Below are 22,479 nucleotides of genomic sequence, written 5' to 3' on the forward strand. Positions count from 1 at the left end.
AGATTTATGAAACTGACATTCTATAAATATCAGGGTACGGGCAACGACTTTGTAATGATCGATAATCGGGATCTTAAAATATCCAAAAATGATACCAAATTGGTACGCAGGCTTTGTAACCGCAAATTTGGCATAGGGGCTGATGGCCTTATTCTTCTGGAGAATTCAGAAGATCCTCAGGACGATTTTAAAATGGTCTATTTCAATGCCGATGGAAATGAAAGCAGTATGTGCGGGAATGGAGGTCGCTGTCTGGTAGCTTTTGCCAGGTTTTTAGGTATAGTTGAGAATAAAGCCAGATTTACGGCTATAGATGGCCCACACGATGCTACAGTGAAAGATGGGATAGTAAGCCTGAAAATGCAGGATGTAAAGGATGTTTCTCAAAATAAAGACTTCCTGTTTCTGGATACAGGATCTCCTCACCATGTCATTTTTACTGAGAATATTGCCACAAAGGACATTAAAAGAGAAGGAGCGGATATCAGGTATTCTGATAGATACAAAGATGAAGGCACGAACGTTAATTTTGTAGAAGGTATTTCTGAGGATTCCTTTTCAGTAAGAACCTATGAAAGGGGAGTGGAAGATGAAACGCTTTCCTGTGGCACTGGAGTTACAGCGGTTGCCCTGGCGGCTTATTCTTCAGGGAAGACTAACTCTGAAAGGGTAAAATTGGTTACCCAGGGAGGTGAACTTTTTGTTGACTTCAAAAAAACTGAAGATGGTTTTTCCGATATTTGGTTGTCAGGACCTGCGGAACAGGTCTTTAAAGGGGAGATTATATGCTAACATTAAAAGGCCAAAAAGTATACCTGAGAGCCCTGGAACCCGAAGATCTGGATTTTGTTCATAAGATCGAGAATGATGAGGATTTCTGGGAGATCAGTTCTACGCAGTCGCCGTATTCAAAGTTCCTGATAAGACAGTATATAGAAAATGCACACAGGGATATCTACGATATCAAGCAGTTAAGGCTGGTCATCTGTACTAAAAGAAACAGACGGGTAGGTCTTATTGATGTGTATGACCTGGATCCCAAAGATCGGCGGGCAGCCATAGGTATTTTGATCGCCAGTAAAAAAGATCGTAAAAAAGGTTATGGTTCTGAAAGTTTGTCACTGTTGTGCGACTACTGTTTTACGCATTTGGGCCTTCATCAGGTGTATGCCAATGTTACAGCCAGTAACAGGGAGAGTATGCGGGTTTTTGAAAGTAATGGTTTTAGAAAAGTAGGCCTGAAAAAAGACTGGACACTTTTCAACGGAAAATTCAAAGATGAATGGCTTTATCAATTATTAAATAATGTACATTAAAAAAATACTTGTTGCTATCGCCATTCTCGGTTTGATAGCCCTTGGAATATTCAGTTATTACATTTATAACAGTATATTTTCTTCAAATACTGCTTTCGATGTCAAACAGGAAACGGTTTATATCCCAACCGGCGCTACTTTTCAAACCTTAAGAGATTCCCTCCGGCCTTTGCTGAAGGATATGGAGTCGTTCAGCCTTGTGGCTCAAAAGAAAGGGTATGCCAGTAATGTAAGACCTGGCAGGTATATCCTGAGAAAAGGAATGAACAATAATGAGCTGGTCAATGAATTACGCAGTGGGAATAAGCCGGTAAAGGTTATTTTCAATAATCAGGAAAGGCTGGAAAACCTGGCGGGCAGAATATCAGATCAGATAGAAGCTGACAGTACTGCTTTGCTAAACTCCTTTAAGGACTCTTCTTTTCTGAAGAAGAACAAATTCACAGAAAGAAATGCTCTGGGAATGTATATCCCTAACCAGTATGAGTTCTACTGGAATACTTCGGCTGAGGAATTCCGGGAGCGCATGATAAAGGAGTATGAGCGTTTCTGGAATGAAAGCAGACTTAAAAAGGCCGAAGAGATAGGTCTAACGCCTTATGAGGTTATTACCCTGGCTTCGATAGTTCAGAAGGAGACAGCAAAGGTAGACGAAAGACCCAGGGTAGCCGGAGTCTATATGAACCGTTATAAGAATGGATGGAAACTGGATGCCGATCCTACCGTGATCTATGCCATTAAGGAGAAAACCGGAAATTTTGATACCATCATAAAAAGGGTGCTTTACAAAGACCTGGAGCTGGATTCTCCGTATAATACCTACAAATATCGTCAGCTTCCTCCCGGTCCAATCCATATGCCGGATATTTCTTCCATAGACGCAGTGTTGAATTATGAGGATCATGGTTTCTACTATTTTGTGGCAGATGTGAATAATTTCGGCTATCATAAATTTGCCAAAACCCTGGCCCAGCATAACCGAAATAAGCAGGAATATGTACGCTGGATCAATAAGCAGGGAATAAAAAGATAGATCCCTTTTTCTTTAAGGTTTTTTAAGTATTTGAACCTCAGTAAGTTATTCTTTAGTTAAAAACACAATAACTTTAAAAAAGGATTAACAGGCTGTAGTTCAGATTATTGAAAATTGTTATACATTTGCCGGGCTAATATGAAAGGGGCACAGTCTAAATTTTTTAGGATGCCATTAACCTTTCAAAAACGAAAGCAATGAGAAAGAAAATTGCAAAATTTTCAATCTTGCCTCTTGCAGCGGGCTCAATTTTTTTTAGTTTTTCAACTAAGGATGCTGCTAAATTAAATCTGGAAAATTATTCTACCTATGATCTCGACCTCGAGTATACAGTAGAAGATCTAAAGGAGGAAGTCACACCGGATTTTGAAATTTCACACACCGCTCCCATTCTCGGGAAATCCTATGTTGGTTTTAAAGAAGCGCTTGCCTTTAAAGAGTCAAGAGGGGACTACAAGACCATTAACGAATATGGATATCTGGGAAAGTATCAATTTGGAAAAGGCACCCTGAAACTTGTTGGGATTTACGACACCGTTGGATTCCTTAACTCTCCAGCATTACAGGAAGCAGCATTCTATGCCAATGCTTCCCGGAATAAATGGATATTACAAAGGGATATCAAAAGGTTTGTTGGCAAGACCATCAATGGAGTAGAAGTAACCGAATCTGGTATTCTGGCGGCGGCTCACCTTGCCGGACCCGGAAGTGTAAAGAAATATCTTAGAAGCTGGGGTGCGCAGGCATTCAGTGATGCATTTGGAACCACCATTAAAACCTATATGAAGCGTTTTGGCGGATATGATGTTTCATTTGTGAAGACTGAAAAAAACGCCAGGGTAGATTTCGATAGAATTTCAGCCTAAAGATCTTTTTGAATGATAAATATAGCCGGTCTTTTATGAAGGTCGGTTTTTATATTTTTCCATTCTGATGCAGTAGCGGTCTTAATGAATTCTGACTCTAAAGTCAGATCAGATGCCACACAGATTCTTGTGGCAGGGTGAAGGTTCTGAACGAGGTCTTCCAGGAATTTCATGTTTCTGTATGGAGTCTCTATAAAGATCTGCGCCTGATTCTTTTCTACTGAAAGTCTTTCAAGCTGCTTAATCTCATGCTTTCTTTCCTTTTTATCAATAGGCAGATAACCGTGAAAAGTAAAACTTTGACCATTCATCCCGCTTGCCATCATGGCCAGCAGGATAGAAGAGGGGCCAACTAATGGAACAACCTGAATGTTATATCTGTGCGCAAGTTTTACTATCTCAGCACCGGGATCGGCTACTCCGGGACAGCCTGCTTCACTAAGCAGTCCTATATTCCTGCCTTCTTTGGCAGCATCCAGAAAATTTGGGATCTCAGCAGGATCAGTAAATTTATTGAGTCCTTTTAATCTGAGTTTTTGCTGAGGTTTTTCCGGTAGGATCTGTTTTATAAAACGCCGGGCTGATTTCTCATTCTCTACAATAAAATCATCAATACCTTCAATGATATTTTTGTTTACCGGTGGGAATACTTTTTCCGGGTTTGAATCTCCAAGCCCTACGGGAATCAGATAAAGTTTGCCGTAATTTTTATCGGCCTGACTCATAGTTCGCCATTGTTCAGTTTTTCGGCAATTTCTTCACAGGCTTCATTCAGCATTTGATATACATTTTCGAAGCCCTGCTCGCCTCCATGATACGGATCTGGTACATCAACATTTTCAGATGGGAATATCTCTTCCAGAATTAAACGTACTTTTTGACGGTCTTCGTCATTTCGTGCCATGGAGATAACGTCCCTGAAGTTGGAATTGTCCATCACGAAGATATGATCAAAATGGTCAAAATCCTTTTCTGAAAATTGTCTTCCGCGCTGACTGGTAATATCAAGATCGTATCTTCTGGCTGTAGCTATGGATCTTCTATCGGGTTCTGAGCCTATATGCCAGCTTCCCGTACCTGCAGAATCTACAAATACTTTGCTTTGATCTACTTTAGATTTAAGTATACCTTCGGCCAGGGGTGATCTGCAAATATTGCCGAGGCACACCATCAATACCCTGGTTTTCATAAAATGTATTTTATAATGTGAGCTTCTTGTTGAGGTCTTCAACAAATTTCTTGAATTGCTTATCGGTAGAAGCAAGGTTGTCTACCGTTTTACATGCGTGCAGTACGGTGGCATGATCCCGGCTTCCTATCTGGGAACCGATACTCGCCAGCGATGCTTTTGTGAATTTCTTCGCAAAGAACATTGCAAGTTGTCTTGCCTGTACTATATGTCTCTTTCTGGTTTTGGACTGCAACGTATCTACATCCATCTGGAAGTAATCGCTAACCACCTTCTGGATATAGTCTATTGACACTTCACGTTTTGTGTTCTTCACGTAGTTGTCAACAATCTTCTTTGCCAGTTCCAGTGTGATATCCTTCTTATTGAAAGAAGAGTGGGCGATAAGTGAAATGATCGCACCTTCAAGTTCCCTGATATTAGTCTTGATGTTGTTAGCCAGGAATTCTACAATATCTTCCGGCATTTCCACACCATCGCGATAAAGCTTGCTCTTTATGATAGAAACGCGGGTCTCAAAATCGGGATGCTGAAGTTCAGCCGAAAGTCCCCATTTGAATCTTGAAAGCAAACGCTGTTCAATATCCTGCATATCAACCGGAGCTTTATCACTGGTTAAGATAACCTGCTTTCCATTTTGATGTAAATGATTGAATATATGGAAGAAAACATCCTGGGTCCCTGCTTTGCCAGAGAGTAACTGGATGTCATCCACTACAAGTACATCTATTATCTGGTAGAAATGAATAAAATCATTACGATTGTTCTTCTTTACAGATTCGATATACTGCTGGGTAAATTTTTCAGCAGATATATACAGGACGGTTTTTTCCGGATACTTATCCTTGATCTCAACTCCAATAGCATGAGCAAGATGAGTCTTTCCAAGTCCAACGCCTCCGAATATTAAAAGTGGGTTAAAAGAGGTGCCTCCAGGCTTGTTAGCTACTGCTAAACCAGCAGATCTGGCCAGCCTGTTAGATTCACCTTCAAGGAAATTTTCAAAATTATAGTTGGGGTTAAGCTGAGATTCAATCTTCACATTCCTTATTCCGGGAATGATAAAAGGGTTCTTCAGCTCGGGACTTTTATTTTTAATAGGAACATCAACTTCCTGTGAAGCCATTTGAGATCGTTGAGTACTTGGGATCTTTTCGGTAAATGGAAGCTTGTTACCATAAGTGTTCTCCATCTTTATCACATAAACCAGTTTGGCCTTTTCACCAAGTTCACGTGTGAGAGAAACCTTTAACAGCTTAACATAATGTTCTTCCAGCCACTCGTAGAAAAATTTCGAAGGTACCTGGATGCTTAAGGCACAATCTGTAAGTTTCACTGCTTGGATAGGTTCAAACCATGTTTTGTAAGCTTGAGGGGTAATGTTATCCTGAATAAATGAAAGACAGTTATTCCAAACCGATTGCGCAGTTTTTGACATTATTAGTTAAACTTAATTTAGGTTAGTAGTAAGTTCTTTGGAAGCCAGCTAATTGAAATTTGCTGACTCGAGCGGAACAAATATGTGAACAAAAAATGTAAAAAAAAAACCATTTTGGGGTTGAATTTTAAGAAAAATTTGCGCATACTTACTTCCGAGTCTGAAGATAAAAAACCTTTCTTAAAAAGGCTATTTTTTTTACATGAAATCACACGAAACTTTTGTTAAAGTCCGATATGCCGAAACCGATCAGATGGGTGTGGTGCATCATGGCAATTATCCTCAGTACCTTGAAATAGCCCGGATAGACTGGTTAGAGTCTCTTGGGATCTCGTACAAAAGTATGGAAGAAGAAGGGATAATGTTGCCGGTATTCGAATTAAAATTGAAATATCACAAACCCGTCACTTTTCATGAAAACCTTAAGGTAGAAACCCGTTTGAAGGAAATGCCAAATGTTAAAATTATATTTGACTACTCCGTCTTTAACTCAAATGGTGAATTGGTGACTTCAGCTACTTCAGTTTTGGTTTTCATGGATGCGAAAACAAGGAAACCTATTCGCTGCCCTGAATATATATTAGAAAAACTGAAGGACTAATCTCTGAGTTTTGTTATTTCTACTTTATAAGTATTGTCAAATTTTGAATAGATCTTTTCTGCATCTTTTTTTCTTACCGAAATAAAAACCTTACAGTCTATTTCAAGTTTTTGGTCTATTACATTCAGATTATTCTGTTTTATCACCTGCATCACCTTATTCATTTCAGGATAATCAAATTTCACAACGAAAACTTCATCGATCGTCCTTTTTATGATATCCGATTCTTCCAGAGCCATTTGTGCCGAAGTTTTATAAGCGTTTATGAGTCCGCCAACTCCCAGCTTCACTCCGCCAAAATACCTAACAACAACTATAAGTATATTGGTTAAATTAAAAGACTGTATCTGACCATAAATTGGCATTCCTGCCGAATTGGATGGCTCCCCGTCATCATTGGCGCGATAACGGAAGTTTTCCTCTTCTTTTCCCAGTTGCCAGGCATAACACCAGTGACGGGCCTTATGGTGTTTTGCTTTTAGTTCATCAATATGTTCATTGGCCTCTTCTTCAGACTTTATAGGGAAAGCATATCCAAAGAACTTTGAATTTCTGTCCTTGAAGAGCACCTCGGGAGAAGGTTTGGTGATGCTTTGATAAGTGTCTTTCATATCGCAGAATTTGCAACCAGGATTATACTTATTACAGCTATTGCGAGCCCAATCCAGTTCTTCTTTAAGAGCTTTTCCCGGAACAGAAGGATGCCAGTGAGGGTAGAAAGAGTCACAATGGCTACATGGTTTATGGTGAAAATAGTGGAGCTTTCAAATCCATTGCTCCTCAGGGCCATTACCAGGAAATAAATGGAATAATAGTTTGGGATTCCAAGGGCGATTCCGCCAAGAATATTCCGAAAGCTGATTTTTAGTTTTCCTAAGAATGCCTGTACTATCAGAATCAGAACTCCCAGGGCTCCGGCCGTGGCAAAAATGGTAGAGGAGAAGAGACCTACATCTTCTTCAGCAACATAACTGGTTTCAAGGTATTTTAGACTGGTGTCTATGATCCCACTTCCTAAAAATACGAGCAGTGGAAAAATTAGATTTTTACTCTTTATAGTTAAACCTTCCCTGGTTTTTATGGAGGTGAGGTAAACTGCTGCCAAAGCCAGTACAATGCCTGTTAGTTTCAGGGCTCCTGTACTCTCTTTGTACAGGAAGATTCCGAATAGAACCGGGATGGCAACCGACATCTTTGTAGCTACCGCGACCACCGAAAGTCCGCTTTTTTGTGTGGTGATCGCTGCAAGATTGAAGACGGTAATGAAAAGAACACCAAGCATCAGGGCACCGGGAAACCAGTTTTCTGAAGGGACATGGCTAAAATCTGAACCCTCTATATAACCGAAGAAACCAACCGTACAGGCAATAAAATAATTAACTATAATCGCCTGGAGTGTATTTACGTTAAATCTTGTGTAAAGCCTGAATACCACAAAAATTATGGTAGATGATAATACACTCAGAAGCAGGTAGATCAAAATAAATCACTTTTAGTGGTAAACAGGTCTATTACGTCTTCCCTGGTGGGCTCAATATTCCAGGTGTTAAACCCAAGGCTGGCGGCCGATTCGGTATGCTCAGCGGTGTCGTCAATAAAAAGGCAGTTTTCCGGTTGAAGTTCATGTTGATCCAGGATGAATTCAAAGATCTCAGGATCCGGCTTGCGTAATCCTATTTCATGGGATAAATAGAAGGCGTCAAAACAATTCCTGAAATCTTCAAAAAAAGTAACATTGCTCTTTATATGTTCTATGTGGTTTTCGTTGGTGTTGCTTAAAAGGATAAGTTTATAGTCCTTTTCTTCGGCAAGCTTCTGAATGAATCTGAAACGATATTCCGGAAACTCAAGGATCATTGCATTCCAGGAGTTCAGGAAATCATTAGTTTGCAACTGCGGAAAATGTGCACGATAATGTTCAGAGATCTCATCAGAAGTAATAAAACCCTGTTCATACTCTTTGTTTTTCGCCATTATTGATTCCGGCAGTTTATCGATATCCATTTCCTTCAGCCTTTTGCTGGTTGCATCTTTATCCAGATTGATAAATACGTCTCCAAAATCAAAAATTATTGCCTTGATCATTTCTGTAAATTTTTAAATTATCGTTTGCGATCATCAACTCTTTTTCCAGTTTTCCAGTTAGCAAAGGAGCCTTCAGCCCCTTTTTAAAACGTGACTTTCCGGTAAAAATTCTGGCTTCATCCCAGAGGCCGGTTTCTATAAACTGTTTTAGGGTATTGGTTCCGCCTTCTATGATCACCGACTGCAGCTCATGCTTATAAAGAATTCTGCAGATATCCTGCGCTATATTTTCTGAAAAAACTATCTCTTCAAAGATCAGATTATCTTCTTTTGAGGTTTGGTTGTTTTGCCCGCAAATGATAATGGTTTTTTGTTGGTCATTATATATCGAAGCATCTTTTGGGATCTTGAGGGACTTATCTATAATGATCCTCACTGGGTCTTCACCCGTCCATTTTCTTACATTCAGGTTTGGATTGTCTTCAAGTACAGTACTGGTGCCTACAAGAATGGCTGCCTCTTCACTACGCCATTTATGAACCAGGGTGCCCGAATATTTATTGGTGATCCAAACAGGTTTCTTTTCTGCCTTTGTTTCCGGAGCAATAAAACCATCCTGCGTCTGTGCCCATTTCAGTATTATATAAGGCCGCTTTTTGTTATGAAAAGTGAAAAATCGTTTATTCAGTTCCAGGCATTCTTCTTCCAGCACTCCAACTTTTACCTTACAACCTGAATCCATCAGTTTTTTGATTCCACGACCTGCCACCTTGGCAAAGGGATCCATAGTGCCGATGACCACTTTTTTGATTCCTTTTTCAATAATCAGGTCACTGCAGGGAGGTGTTTTTCCATAATGACTGCAGGGTTCCAGGTTAACATAAATCGTTGCATGTTTAAGCAGGGCCTCATTCTTCACTGAATTGATGGCGTTCACCTCGGCATGGGGCTCTCCGGCCTTTTTATGCCAGCCTTCTCCAATGATCTTTTCTTCATGAACAATTACACTTCCCACCATTGGATTTGGATAGGTAGTTCCAAGGCCGTTTCGGGCAAGTTCTATGCAGCGTTTTATGTATTTTTCGCTTATATTCACCTCACAAAAATAGAATAATTAGCCAGAATGAATACATGGAAAATCCGACAGATAAAACCAGAAGACAATCAGCAGGTTAAAGACCTTATTAGAAGTGTGCTTGTTGAAATGGGTGTTCCAAAGGTTGGTACTGCTTACGAAGATAAGGCGCTGGATGACATGACCCAGACGTATAATGATGAAAGAAGTGCCTACTTTGTGGTTGAAGAGGATACAAAAATTATCGGCGGAGCCGGGATCGCACCTTTAACAGGGTTGGAGGAAAAAGTTTGCGAACTTCAAAAAATGTATTTTCTTCCTGAAGCCCGGGGAAGGGGGATAGGGATGAAGATGATCACCCAGTGTCTTGATTTTGGAAGGAATAAAGGTTTCAGAAAGTGTTATATCGAGACCCTGCCTTATATGGAAAACGCCCGTCGTTTATACGATAAGAACGGCTTTGAGGTAATTGATAAACCGCTTGGTGATACCGGTCATTATAATTGCACGGTTTTTATGACAAAAGAACTCTGAGCTTAGAACAATAAGCCTAAAGCAAGGACTCTAAACTTTTAACTTAAAATAATCAGCTTTAAAAATGCTTCTATCTCATTTAAGAATCCAGTTCATTGAACGGTTAAAGGACGATTATCCCGCCACCGAAATAGAATCGTTTTTCTATATTCTCACCGAGGAATATTTAGGAATGACCCGGCTGGAAGCTGCGTTAGACAGAGATTTTGAAGTATCGGAAGAACAGAAAGCCTGGTTTGAACATGCTCTGCTTCGGTTGAAAGATCATGAGCCCATTCAGCATATCACCGGAAAAGAAGAATTCTTCGGGATGAATTTCAGGGTGAGTAAACATGTGCTTATTCCCCGGCCGGAAACCGAAGAGCTGGTGGAGTGGATAGTAGCTGACTTTGAAAAAGAAGAGAAGAAAATAAGGGTACTCGACATCGGGACTGGTAGCGGCTGTATCGCCATAAGCCTGGCAAAGGCGCTGAAGAATGCTGAGGTCACTGCCTTTGATGTTTCAGAGGAAGCTTTGGAACTGGCAAAAGCCAATGCAGCGGAGAATAAGGTTATGGTGAACTTTCAGAAAATGGATATTCTCGTAACAGAGAGCCTTGCCGGAAAATTCGATATCATCGTTTCCAATCCTCCGTACGTTAGAGAACTCGAAAAGAAGGAAATGGATAAGAACGTCCTTGGCCATGAACCTGAGAAGGCGCTGTATGTAAAAGATGAAAACCCTCTGATATTCTATAAAAAGATCGCCGGCCTGGCCATGGACTTTCTGGAGCCCGGCGGATGTTTATATTTTGAGATAAACCAGTACCTCGCTGAAGAAACAAAAGAGCTGGTGGAAAATTTTGGTTTTGAAACCGGGCTGAAAAAGGATATTTTTGGAAACTTCCGAATGCTTAAGGGTATTAAGAAATAGAGAAAATGAGTAATACATTCAATAATCTCCATAATCTGGCCGTATTCTGTGCCAGTAGTGATGGCAACGATCCAGAGATCTACAGAACCGCTTACAATGTTGGAAAAGTGATTGCTCAAAATAATATCAGGCTCGTGTATGGTGGAAGTAAACTTGGCTTAATGGGGCAGGTGGCCAAAGGAGTGATGGATTATAATGGAAAAGTGACGGGGGTAATCCCTGATTTTTTAAAGACGAAGGAAGTGGTACACCCAGGACTGGACAGGCTTATTACCACCAATGATATGCATGAGCGAAAGCTTTCCATGAACGAACTTAGCGACGCATTTGTTGCTCTCCCGGGTGGCTTCGGTACTTTTGAAGAGCTCTTTGAGATCGTTACCTGGGCACAGCTTGGTCTGCACAGGAAGCCGATTGGATTACTAAACATAGGAGGTTTTTATGATGATCTGGTAAGTATGTTCCAAAAAATGACTTCAAAAGGACTGTTGAAAGAGGATAATCTTGATATACTCCTGGTTTCAGATGATTTTGAAAAGCTTCTGGAGTTGATGAGGAAATTCGAACCGAAGCCGGTCCCTAAATGGATGAATAAGAATCAGACCTGATCATGAAAATAAAAAAGCTTACGGTCTACAGCAGTAATATAAAATCCCAACTTAAATTCTATCGTGATGAGTTGAACTTTAAGGCGAAGAATTACTCCGAGAAAAGCTTCGAGCTGGTCGCGGGATATTCAGTTTTAAGGTTTGAATTTAAGGAAAATGCGACTCCATACCATATTGCCCTTCATATTCCAGACAGGCAGGAGGAAGAAGCCCTGGCCTGGGTAGAGAATAAAATGGTCGCTCTTCAGAATAACAGGGAAAAGATCATCGATTTCAGTAACTGGCAGGCAATGTCAGTTTATTTCTATGATAAGGATAAGAATATAATGGAGTTCATTTCCCGCAGGGATTTCAGTAAACCGGAGTCTGCGATCTTTATGCCTTCCAGTATAGTTGGCATAGCCGAAATAGGCTTGGTGACCCATAATGTGAGGGAAAAATTTAAAGAACTCAACCTGGAATGCGGACTGCATAAATTTGATGGTGATTATGAACGTTTTTGTGCAATTGGAGACCCCTCAGGCCTGATCATTACGATCAATAATGATCTAAAGAACTGGTTCCCTACCGGTGATAAAGCCTGCGTGTCTGACTTTAAACTGGAATTCGAACATGAAGGCGATTATTTCGATCTTAATTTTAATGATAACCAACTGGAAATATCCAAAAAATAATACCAACTGATTATACATGGACGTCGAAAAGAAAATTCAGAGTCTACGAGAAGAACTGCAACAGCATAACTATAATTATTATGTACTTGATAGACCTCAGATAAGTGATTATGAGTTCGATATGAAACTTCAGGAGCTTAAGGAACTTGAAGAGAAACATCCTGAGTTTTATGATGAGAATTCTCCGACTCAGAGAGTTGGCGGGGCGATTACCAAGAATTTCGAGACCGTGGTCCATGAACACAGAATGTATTCGCTTTCTAATTCCTATTCTAAGGAAGAGCTTAAAGACTGGGAAAAGAGGATTAGGAAGATCGTTGAAGGGAAGGTACAGTATGTTTGTGAATTGAAATATGACGGAGCCTCCATAAGCCTTACATACGAGAACGGAAGGCTGAAGAGAGCCCTGACTCGTGGAGACGGATTTCAGGGAGATGATGTCACCAATAATATAAGGACCATTCGCTCTGTTCCTTTAAAACTGAAAGGTGATTATCCTGCAAAATTCGATATCCGGGGAGAGATCATTCTGCCTTATGAGGGCTTTGCTAAAATGAATGCAGAGCGCGTGGATCTCGGCGAAGAGCCATATGCGAATCCAAGGAATACTGCATCCGGCAGTTTGAAACTTCAGGATAGTGCTGAGGTTGCAAAGAGGCCTCTGGAATGTCTCCTTTATAGTATTGCAGGAAATGATACCGGGATCACTACTCAATTTGAGGTGCTTGAAAAAGCCAGGGAATGGGGTTTCAAGGTGCCTGAAGAATCGGAGCTCAAGGATTCCATAGAAGAGGTGCTTCAGTATATCAACTACTGGGATGAGCATCGTCACGATATGCCTTATGAAACCGATGGGGTGGTAGTCAAGGTAAATAACATTCATCAGCAGGAAGAACTCGGGCATACCGCGAAATCTCCAAGATGGGCAATGGCATATAAGTTCAAGGCAGAGCAGGAAAGTACCAAACTGAAAAAGATCACCTTTCAGGTGGGCCGTACCGGTGCTATAACGCCTGTGGCCAACCTGGAACCAGTACAGCTGGCAGGAACCATCGTAAAGCGGGCATCCCTGCATAATGCCGACCAGATAGAAAAACTTGATGTGAGGGAAGGTGATACGGTATTTGTAGAAAAGGGAGGTGAGATTATCCCGAAGATTGTGGGAGTGGATTTCACAAAACGAGATCAGGATTCCGAACCAACTCAATATATTACCCATTGTCCGGAATGTGGAGCCCAGCTGGTTCGTAATAAAGGAGAAGCCCAGCATTACTGCCCCAATACAAATGGATGCCCTCCGCAGATCACCGGTCGTATTCAGCATTATATCTCCAGAAAAGCGATGGATATTGAAGGTTTGGGTGGTGAAACTGTAGCACTTCTTGTAAATAATGAGCTCATTGGAAACTATGCCGACCTTTATACCTTAAAAAAAGAGGATGTGCTACCTCTGGAAAGAATGGCCGAAAAGTCTGCAGAAAACCTTATTTCCGGAATCGAGAAGTCCAAAGAAGTTCCTTTTGAAAGAGTATTGTTTGCGCTGGGAATCAGATATGTGGGGGAGACAGTAGCCAAAAAACTGGCTAAACATTTTAAAAATATTGATGCCCTTATGGCGGCATCAGAGGAAGAGCTGATCAATCTTGATGAGATTGGAGAACGAATCGCCTGGAGTGTGGTGGATTTCTTTAAAAATGAGGAAAACAGGGAAAATGTTGAAAGGTTAAAAGAATATGGTATACAACTTGAGATATCGGCAGAGAAACTTGCAAACCAGACCAACAAACTTGAAGGTAATACTTTTGTAATTTCAGGGGTTTTTGAAAAAGTTTCCCGAAATGAGCTGAAGAAGCTTATAGAAGATAACGGAGGTAAGGTTTCGAGTTCAATTTCTTCAAAGACCAATTACCTTGTGGCCGGAGATAATATGGGACCAAGTAAGCTGGCCAAAGCTGAAAAGCTTGGAACCAATATTATTAGCGAGGACGACTTTCTTGAAATGCTTAATTGAATCTGGGTTTGAAGTTTAAACTTGTTCTTCTTTATTTATTTATAGGTATCGGGATATCTTTTTCACAGGCTAACCCGTTACCGGATGGTTTTGTTTATATCGATGCGAAAATCCCTGGAGTGGTATATGAAATTCGTTATGCAGGCAGTAATAATTTCATTGGAAAACCGGTTAGAGGCTATAAAGCAGCACAGGCTATTTTAAGCGAGCCCGCTGCTCGGGCTCTGGCCAGGGTTCAGCAAGAGTTCATCAGAAAAGATTATATGCTGAAGATCTTTGATGCCTACCGGCCACAAACTGCGGTCAACCATTTTATAGAATGGGCACGGGACAGGAACGATACTCTTATGAAATCGAAATTCTATCCGAAGGTTGCAAAAAAAGACCTCTTTGAATTTGGCTATATAGCTTCTAGATCGGGACATTCCCGGGGGAGTACCGTTGATCTCACAATTATCCATGTTGAAAACTGCGAAGAGGTAGATATGGGAAGTAGCTATGATTTTTTTGGAGAGATCTCCCATCATAATACCAGCCAGATTACAGAAGAACAAAGAAAGAACCGGGAATTGCTGAAAAGCATAATGAGAAAGTACGGTTTTCGATCTTATTCCGAAGAGTGGTGGCATTATACTTTTACTCCTGAACCTTACCCTGATACTTACTTCGATTTCCCTGTAAAATAATTCCGGTTCTTTTCGAAAATGAATCTACGGAATTTGAGAAAATCTCAATTTTTTACTCCATATACTATTTTTATTAACAAAAAAATATGGTTTGTTTGATATATTGGTAATATTTGAAGATATTTCGCCCCCAAAACGCCCTGCATTGAAATATGAAATATAGCCGGATCTTTATATTGGCCTGCCTGCCTATTTTGGCAGTTAATCTGTTCTCTGTGGCCTATGATATTGAATGGATGGTGAACACTACCGAATTTCTGGTTTATTTTCCGCTATTCGTTGGTTTTTACAAACGACTGGATTTTGCCAATTTCAATATTATCGCTTTTCTGGGCCTAAGCCTGGTAGCAGCAATCTTCAATTTTTTCCATGAAGCGAGACCGATCTATTTTATAGCGATGTTCTTCAGCATGACGTCCTATTTTTTTCTGATCAGGGAGGCGGTTAGATATACTCAAAGAGAAACGGCCAATAAGTTCATGCTGTTTTTCTTTTTTATTCTGGTAGCCGTAAACATCTACTTCCTTTTCCAGCATTTGCGGCAAATGGAGATGCATTTAGCTGGAGTAATTGAGGTGGGCTTTTATTCGGCCTACTATATAAACCTGCTGGTTCTTGCCATTGTAGCCCTCATTTATTATCTGAACTCCTATTCCAGGAAGTCGGTATTTTTTATCAGTCTGGTAATGGCAGTGGTAGTTTCTGATGTTCTCAGGGATATGGCAGCTTTCTATCTTCGTGATACCAGTGTCCTTATTATAGAGAGTATTCTAAGGTTTACCGGTGTAATCCTGGCTTTTCAGTTCTATGCGACCGAAGAAAAGAAGCTTAGGTTGATCAATCTGGTATGATACCGGCATTTCACAAAATGTACAAAGCTGTTAAATTCCAATGGTAACCTATGTTCACAGATCTCAAACCTCTTTCTTGTTGTGATAAATTATTTACATTTGCGCCACTAAAATTAATAGATGATCTCCGGTAAGCTGAAAAGTTATTTCTGTTCAAAAAAGATACACCGTGCTTTGACAGCAAAGAGAATATCTTTTGGGGAATATTCAGGAAAAGCCGGTTTGATAATTGATGCTGAAAATTTTGACGAGAACTGGAAATTGGCAGAATTTTACAAGTTGCTTCAGCTTAAAAAAGAGAACTTTAGTATTGCTGTTTGTGGTTCCCGGGAAAGTTTGCCTGAAGATCTGGATGCAGCGATTCTGGATCCTAAAGAGATCTCGGCGATGGGAGAGTTCAAATCTGAAGGGATAAGAAGTTTTGCTGAAAATAAATTTGATTTTATCATCTGTCATTTTTCAAAGAACACTTCGGCTACCGCTTTGCTTTCGGCTGTAGCAATAGCTGGCGTGAAAATTGGTAATACCCCCGATGAATATGGTATCTATGATGTGGAAATAGATTCGGGAGATATTGAAGTTTTTCAGCAGGAAGCATTGAAATATTTAAAAATCTTAAAAAAGAATAACTGATGGAAGCCTTTGTTGGAACTGGAGTGGCTCTTATCACTCCATTTAAAGAGGATTTAAGTGTGGATACTGAAGCTTTGGCCGCTCTTGTCAAAGACCAGATCAAAAATGGTATCGACTATCTTGTGGTGCTTGGAACTACGGCTGAAAGCGCTACCCTTACTTCAGAAGAAAAGGAGCTGATAAAATCTGAAGTGAAAAAGGCGAATGATGGTAAACTTCCTTTGGTATTGGGTATTGGAGGAAACAATACGGCTGGGGTGGTAGACGAGATAAAGTCTGCAGACCTGGCTGGTTTTGATGCCATACTATCGGTTTCTCCATATTATAACAAACCCACTCAGGAAGGCATTTTTCGTCATTTCAAAGCAGTTTCAGAAGCGTCGCCACTGCCGATTATCCTTTATAATGTTCCGGGCAGAACCTCTTCTAATGTTTTACCCGAAACCATTAACCGTATTGCCCGGGAGCTGGATAACGTGATAGGAGTAAAAGAGGCGGCTGGTGATATTGTACAGGCCATGAAACTTATTAGCCTGGTGCCTGAAGATTTTAAAGTGATCTCCGGAGACGATATGATCACCCTCCCCATGACTCTTGCAGGGGGACAAGGTGTGATATCTGTGATAGGCCAGGGACTTCCAGGAGAATTTTCAGATATGGTGAGAGCAGGGCTGGAAGGCAGGGTGAAAGAAGCCTATGAACTTCACTATAGGATAGCTCCTTCCATAGAGCTTATTTTTGCTGAAGGGAATCCGGCAGGGATCAAGGCTTTATTATCAAAAAAGGGAATGATAAGCAATGTTCTGAGACTTCCGCTGGTAGAGGCCAGTGAGTCTTTACAATCAAGAATAAATGCATTTGTGGATAAATTCTGATAGCTCAGGGATCAGAATTTTTCAGAAAAGGACCTCCCGGACTACAATAAACCCTTAAAAACAGGGTTATTTGGCTAGTTCAGGAAAGTTTTTTTTATAGTAACAAAAAATGTATTTTTGCCAGATGTTTTTACGTATCATGAAAAAAGGAATTCTCGTTTTAAGTTTGCTAATGCTAACGCTGTCCTGCGGTGAGTATCAGAAATTACTTAAGAGTGATGAGACCGCTGCGAAATATAGCACGGCAGAGGAATTATATAACGAAGGCAAGGAAGAAGACAGTAATAAGAAGCTGAGAAAGTCTTTAAGATTGCTGGAACAGATTGAGCCTCAATTCCGTGGGAAGCCTCAGGGCCAGAGAATAGTTTTCCTGCTGGCAGATACGTATTACCTTCTTGGGGATTATTACCTGTCTCCTTTTCAGTTTGAAAGATTCCTTCAGCTGTATCCCGATAGCGAAAAGGCTGAAGAAGCGGTTTATAAAAGAGCAGCCAGTTTCTATTACCGATCTCCAAGATATAATCTTGACCAGACAGATACCCATAAAGCAATTGAAGAATTACAGGTCTACCTGAATAAATATCCTGATGGGGAATTTGTAGCGCCTGCCAATGAAATGGCTACCGAGCTCAGGATCAAGCTGGAGAAGAAGGCATACGAGATCGCCAAACAATATCACCATACCGAATATTACAAGGCGGCAATCGCATCCTTCAATAATTTTATCGCTGATTATCCCGGATCTCCTTTTAGAGAGGCAGCATACTACTACAGGTTCGATTCGGCCTATAAACTGGCGATCAACAGTTTTCAGGTTTTGATGGAAGATCGGTTAAAAGAAGCAAGAGAATTTTATAATTCATATAAAAAATACTATCCTGAAGGGGAGTATATTCCGCAACTGGAAGAATCCTTATCAGATATTGACAAAAGGTTACAAAATTTTTAATTTTAGGAATGATGGATTTTAAGAAAATTGACGCACCGGTAAACACTACTACTATCGATAGAAATAAAGTAGATGAGCCAACCGGTAATATTTATGAAGCGATCTCGATAGTTGCGAAAAGAGCTACCCAGATCAATGGGGAGATCAAGAAGGAATTATTGGAAAAACTTGATGAATTTGCAACTTATAATGATTCTTTAGACGAGATCTTTGAGAATAAGGAGCAGATTGAAGTTTCCAAGTTCTACGAAAGACTTCCAAAACCACAGGCTCTTGCGATCCAGGAATGGCTTGAAGACAAGATCTACTGGCGTAATACTAAAGATACCGAAGAATAGAATCGGGCTCGAACATGTCTGTACTTAAGGGCAAAAAAGTTTTGTTAGGCATTACCGGAGGTATTGCCGCTTTTAAGACTGCCGCATTAGTACGTCTGTTTATCAAATCCGGAGCTGAGGTTAGAGTAGTTATGACCACGGCCGCTAAAGAATTTATCACTCCGCTTACCCTGTCTACACTCTCAAAAAATGAGGTTTATACATCATTTACCGATGAGGAAGACGAAAATGCGAAATGGAATAATCATGTTGAACTCGGCCTATGGGCCGATTTCATGCTTATAGCCCCTGCTACAGCAAATACACTGTCTAAAATGGCCTCTGGAAATAGCGATAATTTTCTACTGGCCACCTACCTTTCGGCTAAATGTCCCGTGTTCTTCGCTCCGGCGATGGACCTGGACATGTATAAACATCCATCTACCAAAAATAGTTTTAGGATCCTGCAGGAATATGGTAATATCATGATCCCGGCGGGAGAAGGAGAGCTGGCCAGCGGTTTACATGGTGAAGGCAGAATGGCCGAGCCTGAAGAAATCCTGAAATTCCTGGAAGATCATTTTTCTGAAAATCTGCCACTAAAAGGTAAAAAGGTGCTTATCACAGCAGGTCCTACATACGAAGCTATAGATCCTGTACGTTTTATAGGAAATCATTCTACCGGAAAAATGGGATATGAGCTTGCTGAAACAGCTCATAGACTTGGTGCGGAGGTTACACTTGTCTCGGGCCCCACTCATTTGACCATAGATGAGGAAAAGATCAATTTGGTAAGGGTAACCAGTACCCATGATATGTACGAAGCCGTAGGTGCAAATTTCAATAATGCCGATGTTTTCATCGCTTCGGCCGCTGTCGCCGATTACAGACCTAAAACAGTGGCAAATGAGAAAATAAAAAAGACAGATGATTCGCTTAGCCTTGAGCTCACAAAGACGGAGGATATCCTGGCCAGTATGGGAGAAAGGAAAAAGCATCAAAAATTAATTGGCTTTGCGCTGGAAACGACCAATGAAGTTGAAAATGCAAGAAATAAGCTGAAAAGAAAGAATCTTGATTTTATTGTATTAAATTCACTGAATGATGAAGGTGCCGGGTTTAGGACAGACACCAATAAAGTAAGTATTATTTATCCTGACAGAAAAAAGGATTTTGAACTTAAACCCAAGAAAGAAGTTGCCCGGGATATTTTAAACGAGATCATAGAATTGCTGAATGCGTAAGATTTTAAGTATCATATTTGTTTTTGTGGGATTGCAGTTTAGTAATGCCCAGCAGCTTAATTGTGAGGTGATCATCAATGCCGAACAAACAGGCCAAACAAATCTTTCAGTATTCAAAACCCTTCAAAGGGCTTTGAATGAGTTCGTAAATCAAACCAGTTGGACAGAACAGGATTTTCAGAGTCATGAGCGTATTAACTGCAGCATGTTCATAACCATCTCCAGTTTTGAAGGCGAGAGTTTTAACGGTAGTATCCAGGTGCAGTCTTCCAGGCCGGTTTACGGAACCTCGATGATCACTCCCGTTTTTAATTTTAATGATGAGCAGTTAAGTTTTAACTACAGGGAATACCAGCCATTAAACTACAGTCAGAATACTTATACTTCAAATCTTGTTTCGGTAATTTCATTTTACGTTTATACTATACTCGGGCTCGATGCAGATACCTTCGCGCCTGAAGGAGGAACCCCTTACTTTGAGGAGGCAAACAGGATTGTCACTACTGCCCAGCAGGGTAATTCGCAGGGCTGGCGTGGAGCTGATGGGCAAAGGTCCAGATACAGACTCAACGCAGATCTACTTGCCAATACCTATGCCGAATACCGCGATGCCCTTTACGAATATCACCGGTTAGGACTAGATGTAATGCATGAAGATGTGCTTGCGGGAAAGGAAGGCATCGCCGAAGCCTTGAAAAAGCTTGAAGTGATGAACCGTAGAAGGAATAACTCCCTGTTGCTGCGTGTCTTTTTTGATGCCAAGGCTGATGAGATCTCCCAGGTATATTCGGGAGGACCGGCCATTAATAGTGATGAGCTCCTGCAAACACTCAACAATATTGCCCCAAGGTATTCCAAAAACTGGAGAAATATTCAGTAGCCTTTTTGGTTGATTTCAATTTTTTTCTCCCGTATATTTAGCACAAATTTTAACCGATTTGCTTACATCCCTTTCTATAAAGAACTATGCGCTAATTGAAGATATCAATATAGATCTTCAGTCCGGATTTACCATAATAACAGGAGAGACGGGGGCGGGAAAATCAATTATGCTTGGTGCTTTGGGCTTGTTGCTGGGAGACCGGGCCGATTTTAGTTCTATCAGGAATTCAGAAAAGAAATGCGTGATAGAAGGGAATTTCAGCATTTCTAATTATAAACTGGAGAATTTTTTTAAAAAGGAAGATCTGGATTATGAGCCCGTTAGCATCATCAGGCGGGAAATATTACCTTCCGGAAAATCAAGAGCTTTTATTAATGATACTCCGGTTAAGATCACGGCACTTCAAAAACTGGGTGGCTATCTTATAGATATACACAGCCAGCATGAAACCCTGAGTCTGGGGAATTCAGATTATCAGTTCGAGGTAATAGATACCATCGCTAAAAGTGAGGCTCTTATCATCCAGTATAAGAAGGAGTTAAAGGAATACAAAGCCTTGCTTGCCCGTTGTGAAGAATTGAAAGAGGAGCAATCCCAGGCTGCTAAGGAATATGATTATAATCTCTTCCTTCTTAACGAACTTGAAGAAGCTGGTCTTAAGTCAGGAATGCAGGAGGAGCTGGAAGAAAGGTACGAGGAGCTCAACAATGTAGAGGAACTTACCGAAAACCTCAGTTCAGCCATTAATTATTTGCAGCAGGAAGAGATAGGTAGTCTGGAGAGTTTAAAGTCTGTAAGGACTAATCTATCCAGGATCGCTCAGTTTTCTTCCAATTATGAAAATTTCTATGAACGTATACAGAGTGTGATCATAGAACTCGATGACCTCGAGGCCGAGATGACCAGTGCACTGGAAAGAATAGAGGCTAATCCCGAAGAACTCGAGGTGGTGAATCAGAAACTTCAGCTTATCTATAATCTCCAAAAGAAGCATAATGCGGAGGATGTGGACGAACTCATCAATATCATGAATGAACTTCGTGAAAAGGTGTCGGTAACCGAAAACGCCGAGGCACTCCTTGATGAGGTTCAGGCCGCCATTGGGGAACAGGAATCTGTACTTTCCAGAACTGCGGACGAACTACATCAGAAAAGGGAAAAGATTGTTCCTGCCTTTATTGAACAGACCGAGCAGATACTTAAAGATCTCGGGATGCCAAACGCGAGGCTTAACATTGAACTGGAACAGGGAAAGGATTTCCTTTCCAATGGACGGGACAGGCTGGAATGGTACCTTGCAGCTAACAAGGGAGGAAGTTTTAAAGAAATAAAAAAGGCAGCTTCAGGAGGGGAACTTTCTCGTATCATGCTCGCTGTGAAAAGTATCCTCGCTGCTCAAAGCAACCTGCCTACTATCATTTTTGACGAGATAGACACCGGTGTTTCGGGAGAGATCGCCCAGAAAATGGGAGAGATCCTTCAGAAGATGGGTAATAATATGCAGGTGGTCGCGATCACTCATCTCCCGCAAATAGCAGGAAAAGGAGCTACTCATTTCAAGATCTTCAAGGAAGATAACGAGCAGGTTACACAAACCAAGATCATCAGGCTGGAAGAAAAAGATAGAATAGAAGAGCTTGCTCTCATGCTGGGCGGTAATACCAAAAGCGATTCGGCCAGAGCACACGCAAAGGCGTTGCTAAATTAGTATTGGGATATCACAAATGAGATGTTAACCCGGCACAGCCTTTCAATTTT

The 22,479-nt window shown here is 40.8% G+C and carries 26 protein-coding genes; 19 read left to right on the top strand and 7 right to left on the bottom strand.

What is annotated here, in order from left to right; all coding sequences use genetic code 11:
* Positions 1 to 6: 6 nt before the first annotated feature.
* The 4 genes from dapF to LU635_RS01270 all read left to right on the top strand — a co-directional run bounded on the left by dapF (position 7) and on the right by LU635_RS01270 (position 3,215).
* On the top strand, positions 7 to 792 hold the full coding sequence (gene dapF / locus LU635_RS01255) for a diaminopimelate epimerase (RefSeq protein ID WP_240095370.1): 786 nt from the start codon (positions 7 to 9) through the stop codon (positions 790 to 792).
* Positions 786 to 1,316, top strand: coding sequence for a GNAT family N-acetyltransferase (locus tag LU635_RS01260; RefSeq protein ID WP_240095371.1), 531 nt, complete (start codon positions 786 to 788; stop codon positions 1,314 to 1,316). Before dapF ends, LU635_RS01260 begins: the two co-directional genes overlap by 7 nt.
* Positions 1,306 to 2,349, top strand: coding sequence for an endolytic transglycosylase MltG (gene mltG / locus LU635_RS01265; protein ID WP_240095372.1), 1,044 nt, complete (start codon positions 1,306 to 1,308; stop codon positions 2,347 to 2,349). Before LU635_RS01260 ends, mltG begins: the two co-directional genes overlap by 11 nt.
* Before the next feature lie 197 nt (positions 2,350 to 2,546).
* Positions 2,547 to 3,215, top strand: a complete 669-nt coding sequence (locus LU635_RS01270; RefSeq protein ID WP_240095373.1) for a DUF2184 domain-containing protein — start codon at positions 2,547 to 2,549, stop codon at positions 3,213 to 3,215.
* On the opposite strand, the gene LU635_RS01275 is transcribed toward LU635_RS01270, so the two are convergent.
* The 3 genes from LU635_RS01275 to dnaA are packed head-to-tail and all read right to left on the bottom strand — an operon-like array spanning position 3,212 to position 5,842.
* On the bottom strand, positions 3,212 to 3,940 hold the full coding sequence (locus LU635_RS01275; RefSeq protein ID WP_240095374.1) for an SAM-dependent methyltransferase: 729 nt from the start codon (positions 3,938 to 3,940) through the stop codon (positions 3,212 to 3,214). The two genes, LU635_RS01270 and LU635_RS01275, sit on opposite strands and share 4 nt — an antisense overlap.
* A complete protein-coding gene (locus tag LU635_RS01280) occupies positions 3,937 to 4,404 on the bottom strand; it encodes a low molecular weight protein-tyrosine-phosphatase (protein WP_240095375.1) in 468 nt (155 codons plus the stop codon). Before LU635_RS01280 ends, LU635_RS01275 begins: the two co-directional genes overlap by 4 nt.
* Before the next feature lie 10 nt (positions 4,405 to 4,414).
* Positions 4,415 to 5,842 carry a chromosomal replication initiator protein DnaA gene (dnaA, locus tag LU635_RS01285; RefSeq protein WP_240095376.1) on the bottom strand — a complete coding sequence of 476 codons (1,428 nt, stop codon included), beginning with the start codon at positions 5,840 to 5,842 and terminating at the stop codon, positions 4,415 to 4,417.
* A gap of 202 nt (positions 5,843 to 6,044) precedes the next feature.
* Here dnaA and LU635_RS01290 point away from each other — a divergent pair, with 202 nt between their 5' ends.
* Entirely contained in the window at positions 6,045 to 6,443 is a 399-nt protein-coding gene (locus LU635_RS01290; RefSeq protein WP_240095377.1) for an acyl-CoA thioesterase, read from the top strand.
* Here the strand turns inward: LU635_RS01290 and LU635_RS01295 are convergent.
* Genes LU635_RS01295 through ribD form a run of 4 tightly spaced genes read right to left on the bottom strand, consistent with a single transcriptional unit; the run spans position 6,440 to position 9,564 of the window.
* Positions 6,440 to 7,054: an IMPACT family protein gene (locus LU635_RS01295; RefSeq protein WP_240095378.1), complete on the bottom strand. Its 615-nt coding sequence runs from the start codon at positions 7,052 to 7,054 to the stop codon at positions 6,440 to 6,442. The two genes, LU635_RS01290 and LU635_RS01295, sit on opposite strands and share 4 nt — an antisense overlap.
* The gene (locus LU635_RS01300) at positions 7,051 to 7,923 is read right to left on the bottom strand and encodes an EamA family transporter (RefSeq protein WP_240095379.1); all 873 of its coding nucleotides are present in this window, start codon (positions 7,921 to 7,923) and stop codon (positions 7,051 to 7,053) included. The genes LU635_RS01295 and LU635_RS01300 overlap by 4 nt, the downstream gene beginning before the upstream one ends.
* Entirely contained in the window at positions 7,920 to 8,528 is a 609-nt protein-coding gene (locus tag LU635_RS01305; RefSeq protein WP_240095380.1) for an HAD family hydrolase, read from the bottom strand. The genes LU635_RS01300 and LU635_RS01305 overlap by 4 nt, the downstream gene beginning before the upstream one ends.
* Complete coding sequence (gene ribD / locus LU635_RS01310) at positions 8,506 to 9,564, bottom strand: bifunctional diaminohydroxyphosphoribosylaminopyrimidine deaminase/5-amino-6-(5-phosphoribosylamino)uracil reductase RibD (protein WP_240095381.1); 1,059 nt, start codon at positions 9,562 to 9,564, stop codon at positions 8,506 to 8,508. The genes LU635_RS01305 and ribD overlap by 23 nt, the downstream gene beginning before the upstream one ends.
* A 27-nt stretch (positions 9,565 to 9,591) precedes the next feature.
* Between ribD and LU635_RS01315 the strand changes: the two genes are divergently transcribed.
* The 14 genes from LU635_RS01315 to recN all read left to right on the top strand — a co-directional run bounded on the left by LU635_RS01315 (position 9,592) and on the right by recN (position 22,429).
* A complete protein-coding gene (locus LU635_RS01315; protein ID WP_240095382.1) occupies positions 9,592 to 10,077 on the top strand; it encodes a GNAT family N-acetyltransferase in 486 nt (161 codons plus the stop codon).
* A 64-nt stretch (positions 10,078 to 10,141) separates the two neighbouring features.
* On the top strand, positions 10,142 to 10,990 hold the full coding sequence (gene prmC / locus LU635_RS01320) for a peptide chain release factor N(5)-glutamine methyltransferase (RefSeq protein WP_240095383.1): 849 nt from the start codon (positions 10,142 to 10,144) through the stop codon (positions 10,988 to 10,990).
* Positions 10,991 to 10,995: 5 nt separating this feature from the next.
* Positions 10,996 to 11,598 (top strand): LOG family protein, encoded by a 603-nt coding sequence (locus tag LU635_RS01325; protein ID WP_240095384.1) that lies wholly within the window; start codon positions 10,996 to 10,998, stop codon positions 11,596 to 11,598.
* 2 nt (positions 11,599 to 11,600) lie between these two features.
* A complete protein-coding gene (locus tag LU635_RS01330) occupies positions 11,601 to 12,272 on the top strand; it encodes a VOC family protein (protein WP_240095385.1) in 672 nt (223 codons plus the stop codon).
* 16 nt (positions 12,273 to 12,288) lie between these two features.
* The gene (gene ligA, locus LU635_RS01335) at positions 12,289 to 14,283 is read left to right on the top strand and encodes an NAD-dependent DNA ligase LigA (protein ID WP_240095386.1); all 1,995 of its coding nucleotides are present in this window, start codon (positions 12,289 to 12,291) and stop codon (positions 14,281 to 14,283) included.
* Positions 14,284 to 14,291: 8 nt separating this feature from the next.
* A complete protein-coding gene (locus LU635_RS01340; protein ID WP_240095387.1) occupies positions 14,292 to 14,969 on the top strand; it encodes a M15 family metallopeptidase in 678 nt (225 codons plus the stop codon).
* A gap of 152 nt (positions 14,970 to 15,121) precedes the next feature.
* The gene (locus tag LU635_RS01345) at positions 15,122 to 15,820 is read left to right on the top strand and encodes a hypothetical protein (protein WP_240095388.1); all 699 of its coding nucleotides are present in this window, start codon (positions 15,122 to 15,124) and stop codon (positions 15,818 to 15,820) included.
* A gap of 120 nt (positions 15,821 to 15,940) precedes the next feature.
* Positions 15,941 to 16,453, top strand: a complete 513-nt coding sequence (locus tag LU635_RS01350) for a DUF6913 domain-containing protein (protein WP_240095389.1) — start codon at positions 15,941 to 15,943, stop codon at positions 16,451 to 16,453.
* Positions 16,453 to 17,328: a 4-hydroxy-tetrahydrodipicolinate synthase gene (dapA, locus tag LU635_RS01355; protein WP_240095390.1), complete on the top strand. Its 876-nt coding sequence runs from the start codon at positions 16,453 to 16,455 to the stop codon at positions 17,326 to 17,328. Before LU635_RS01350 ends, dapA begins: the two co-directional genes overlap by 1 nt.
* A 139-nt stretch (positions 17,329 to 17,467) precedes the next feature.
* Entirely contained in the window at positions 17,468 to 18,277 is an 810-nt protein-coding gene (locus LU635_RS01360) for an outer membrane protein assembly factor BamD (protein ID WP_240095391.1), read from the top strand.
* 11 nt (positions 18,278 to 18,288) lie between these two features.
* Complete coding sequence (locus LU635_RS01365) at positions 18,289 to 18,615, top strand: DNA-directed RNA polymerase subunit omega (protein WP_240095523.1); 327 nt, start codon at positions 18,289 to 18,291, stop codon at positions 18,613 to 18,615.
* A gap of 14 nt (positions 18,616 to 18,629) precedes the next feature.
* The gene (gene coaBC, locus LU635_RS01370) at positions 18,630 to 19,838 is read left to right on the top strand and encodes a bifunctional phosphopantothenoylcysteine decarboxylase/phosphopantothenate--cysteine ligase CoaBC (RefSeq protein ID WP_240095392.1); all 1,209 of its coding nucleotides are present in this window, start codon (positions 18,630 to 18,632) and stop codon (positions 19,836 to 19,838) included.
* Positions 19,831 to 20,718 (top strand): type IX secretion system protein PorD, encoded by an 888-nt coding sequence (porD, locus tag LU635_RS01375; RefSeq protein ID WP_240095393.1) that lies wholly within the window; start codon positions 19,831 to 19,833, stop codon positions 20,716 to 20,718. Before coaBC ends, porD begins: the two co-directional genes overlap by 8 nt.
* A gap of 58 nt (positions 20,719 to 20,776) precedes the next feature.
* Positions 20,777 to 22,429, top strand: coding sequence for a DNA repair protein RecN (gene recN, locus LU635_RS01380; RefSeq protein ID WP_240095394.1), 1,653 nt, complete (start codon positions 20,777 to 20,779; stop codon positions 22,427 to 22,429).
* Positions 22,430 to 22,479: the final 50 nt, after the last annotated feature.

Source organism: Christiangramia crocea (assembly GCF_022410465.1).
GTDB lineage: Bacteria > Bacteroidota > Bacteroidia > Flavobacteriales > Flavobacteriaceae > Christiangramia > Christiangramia crocea.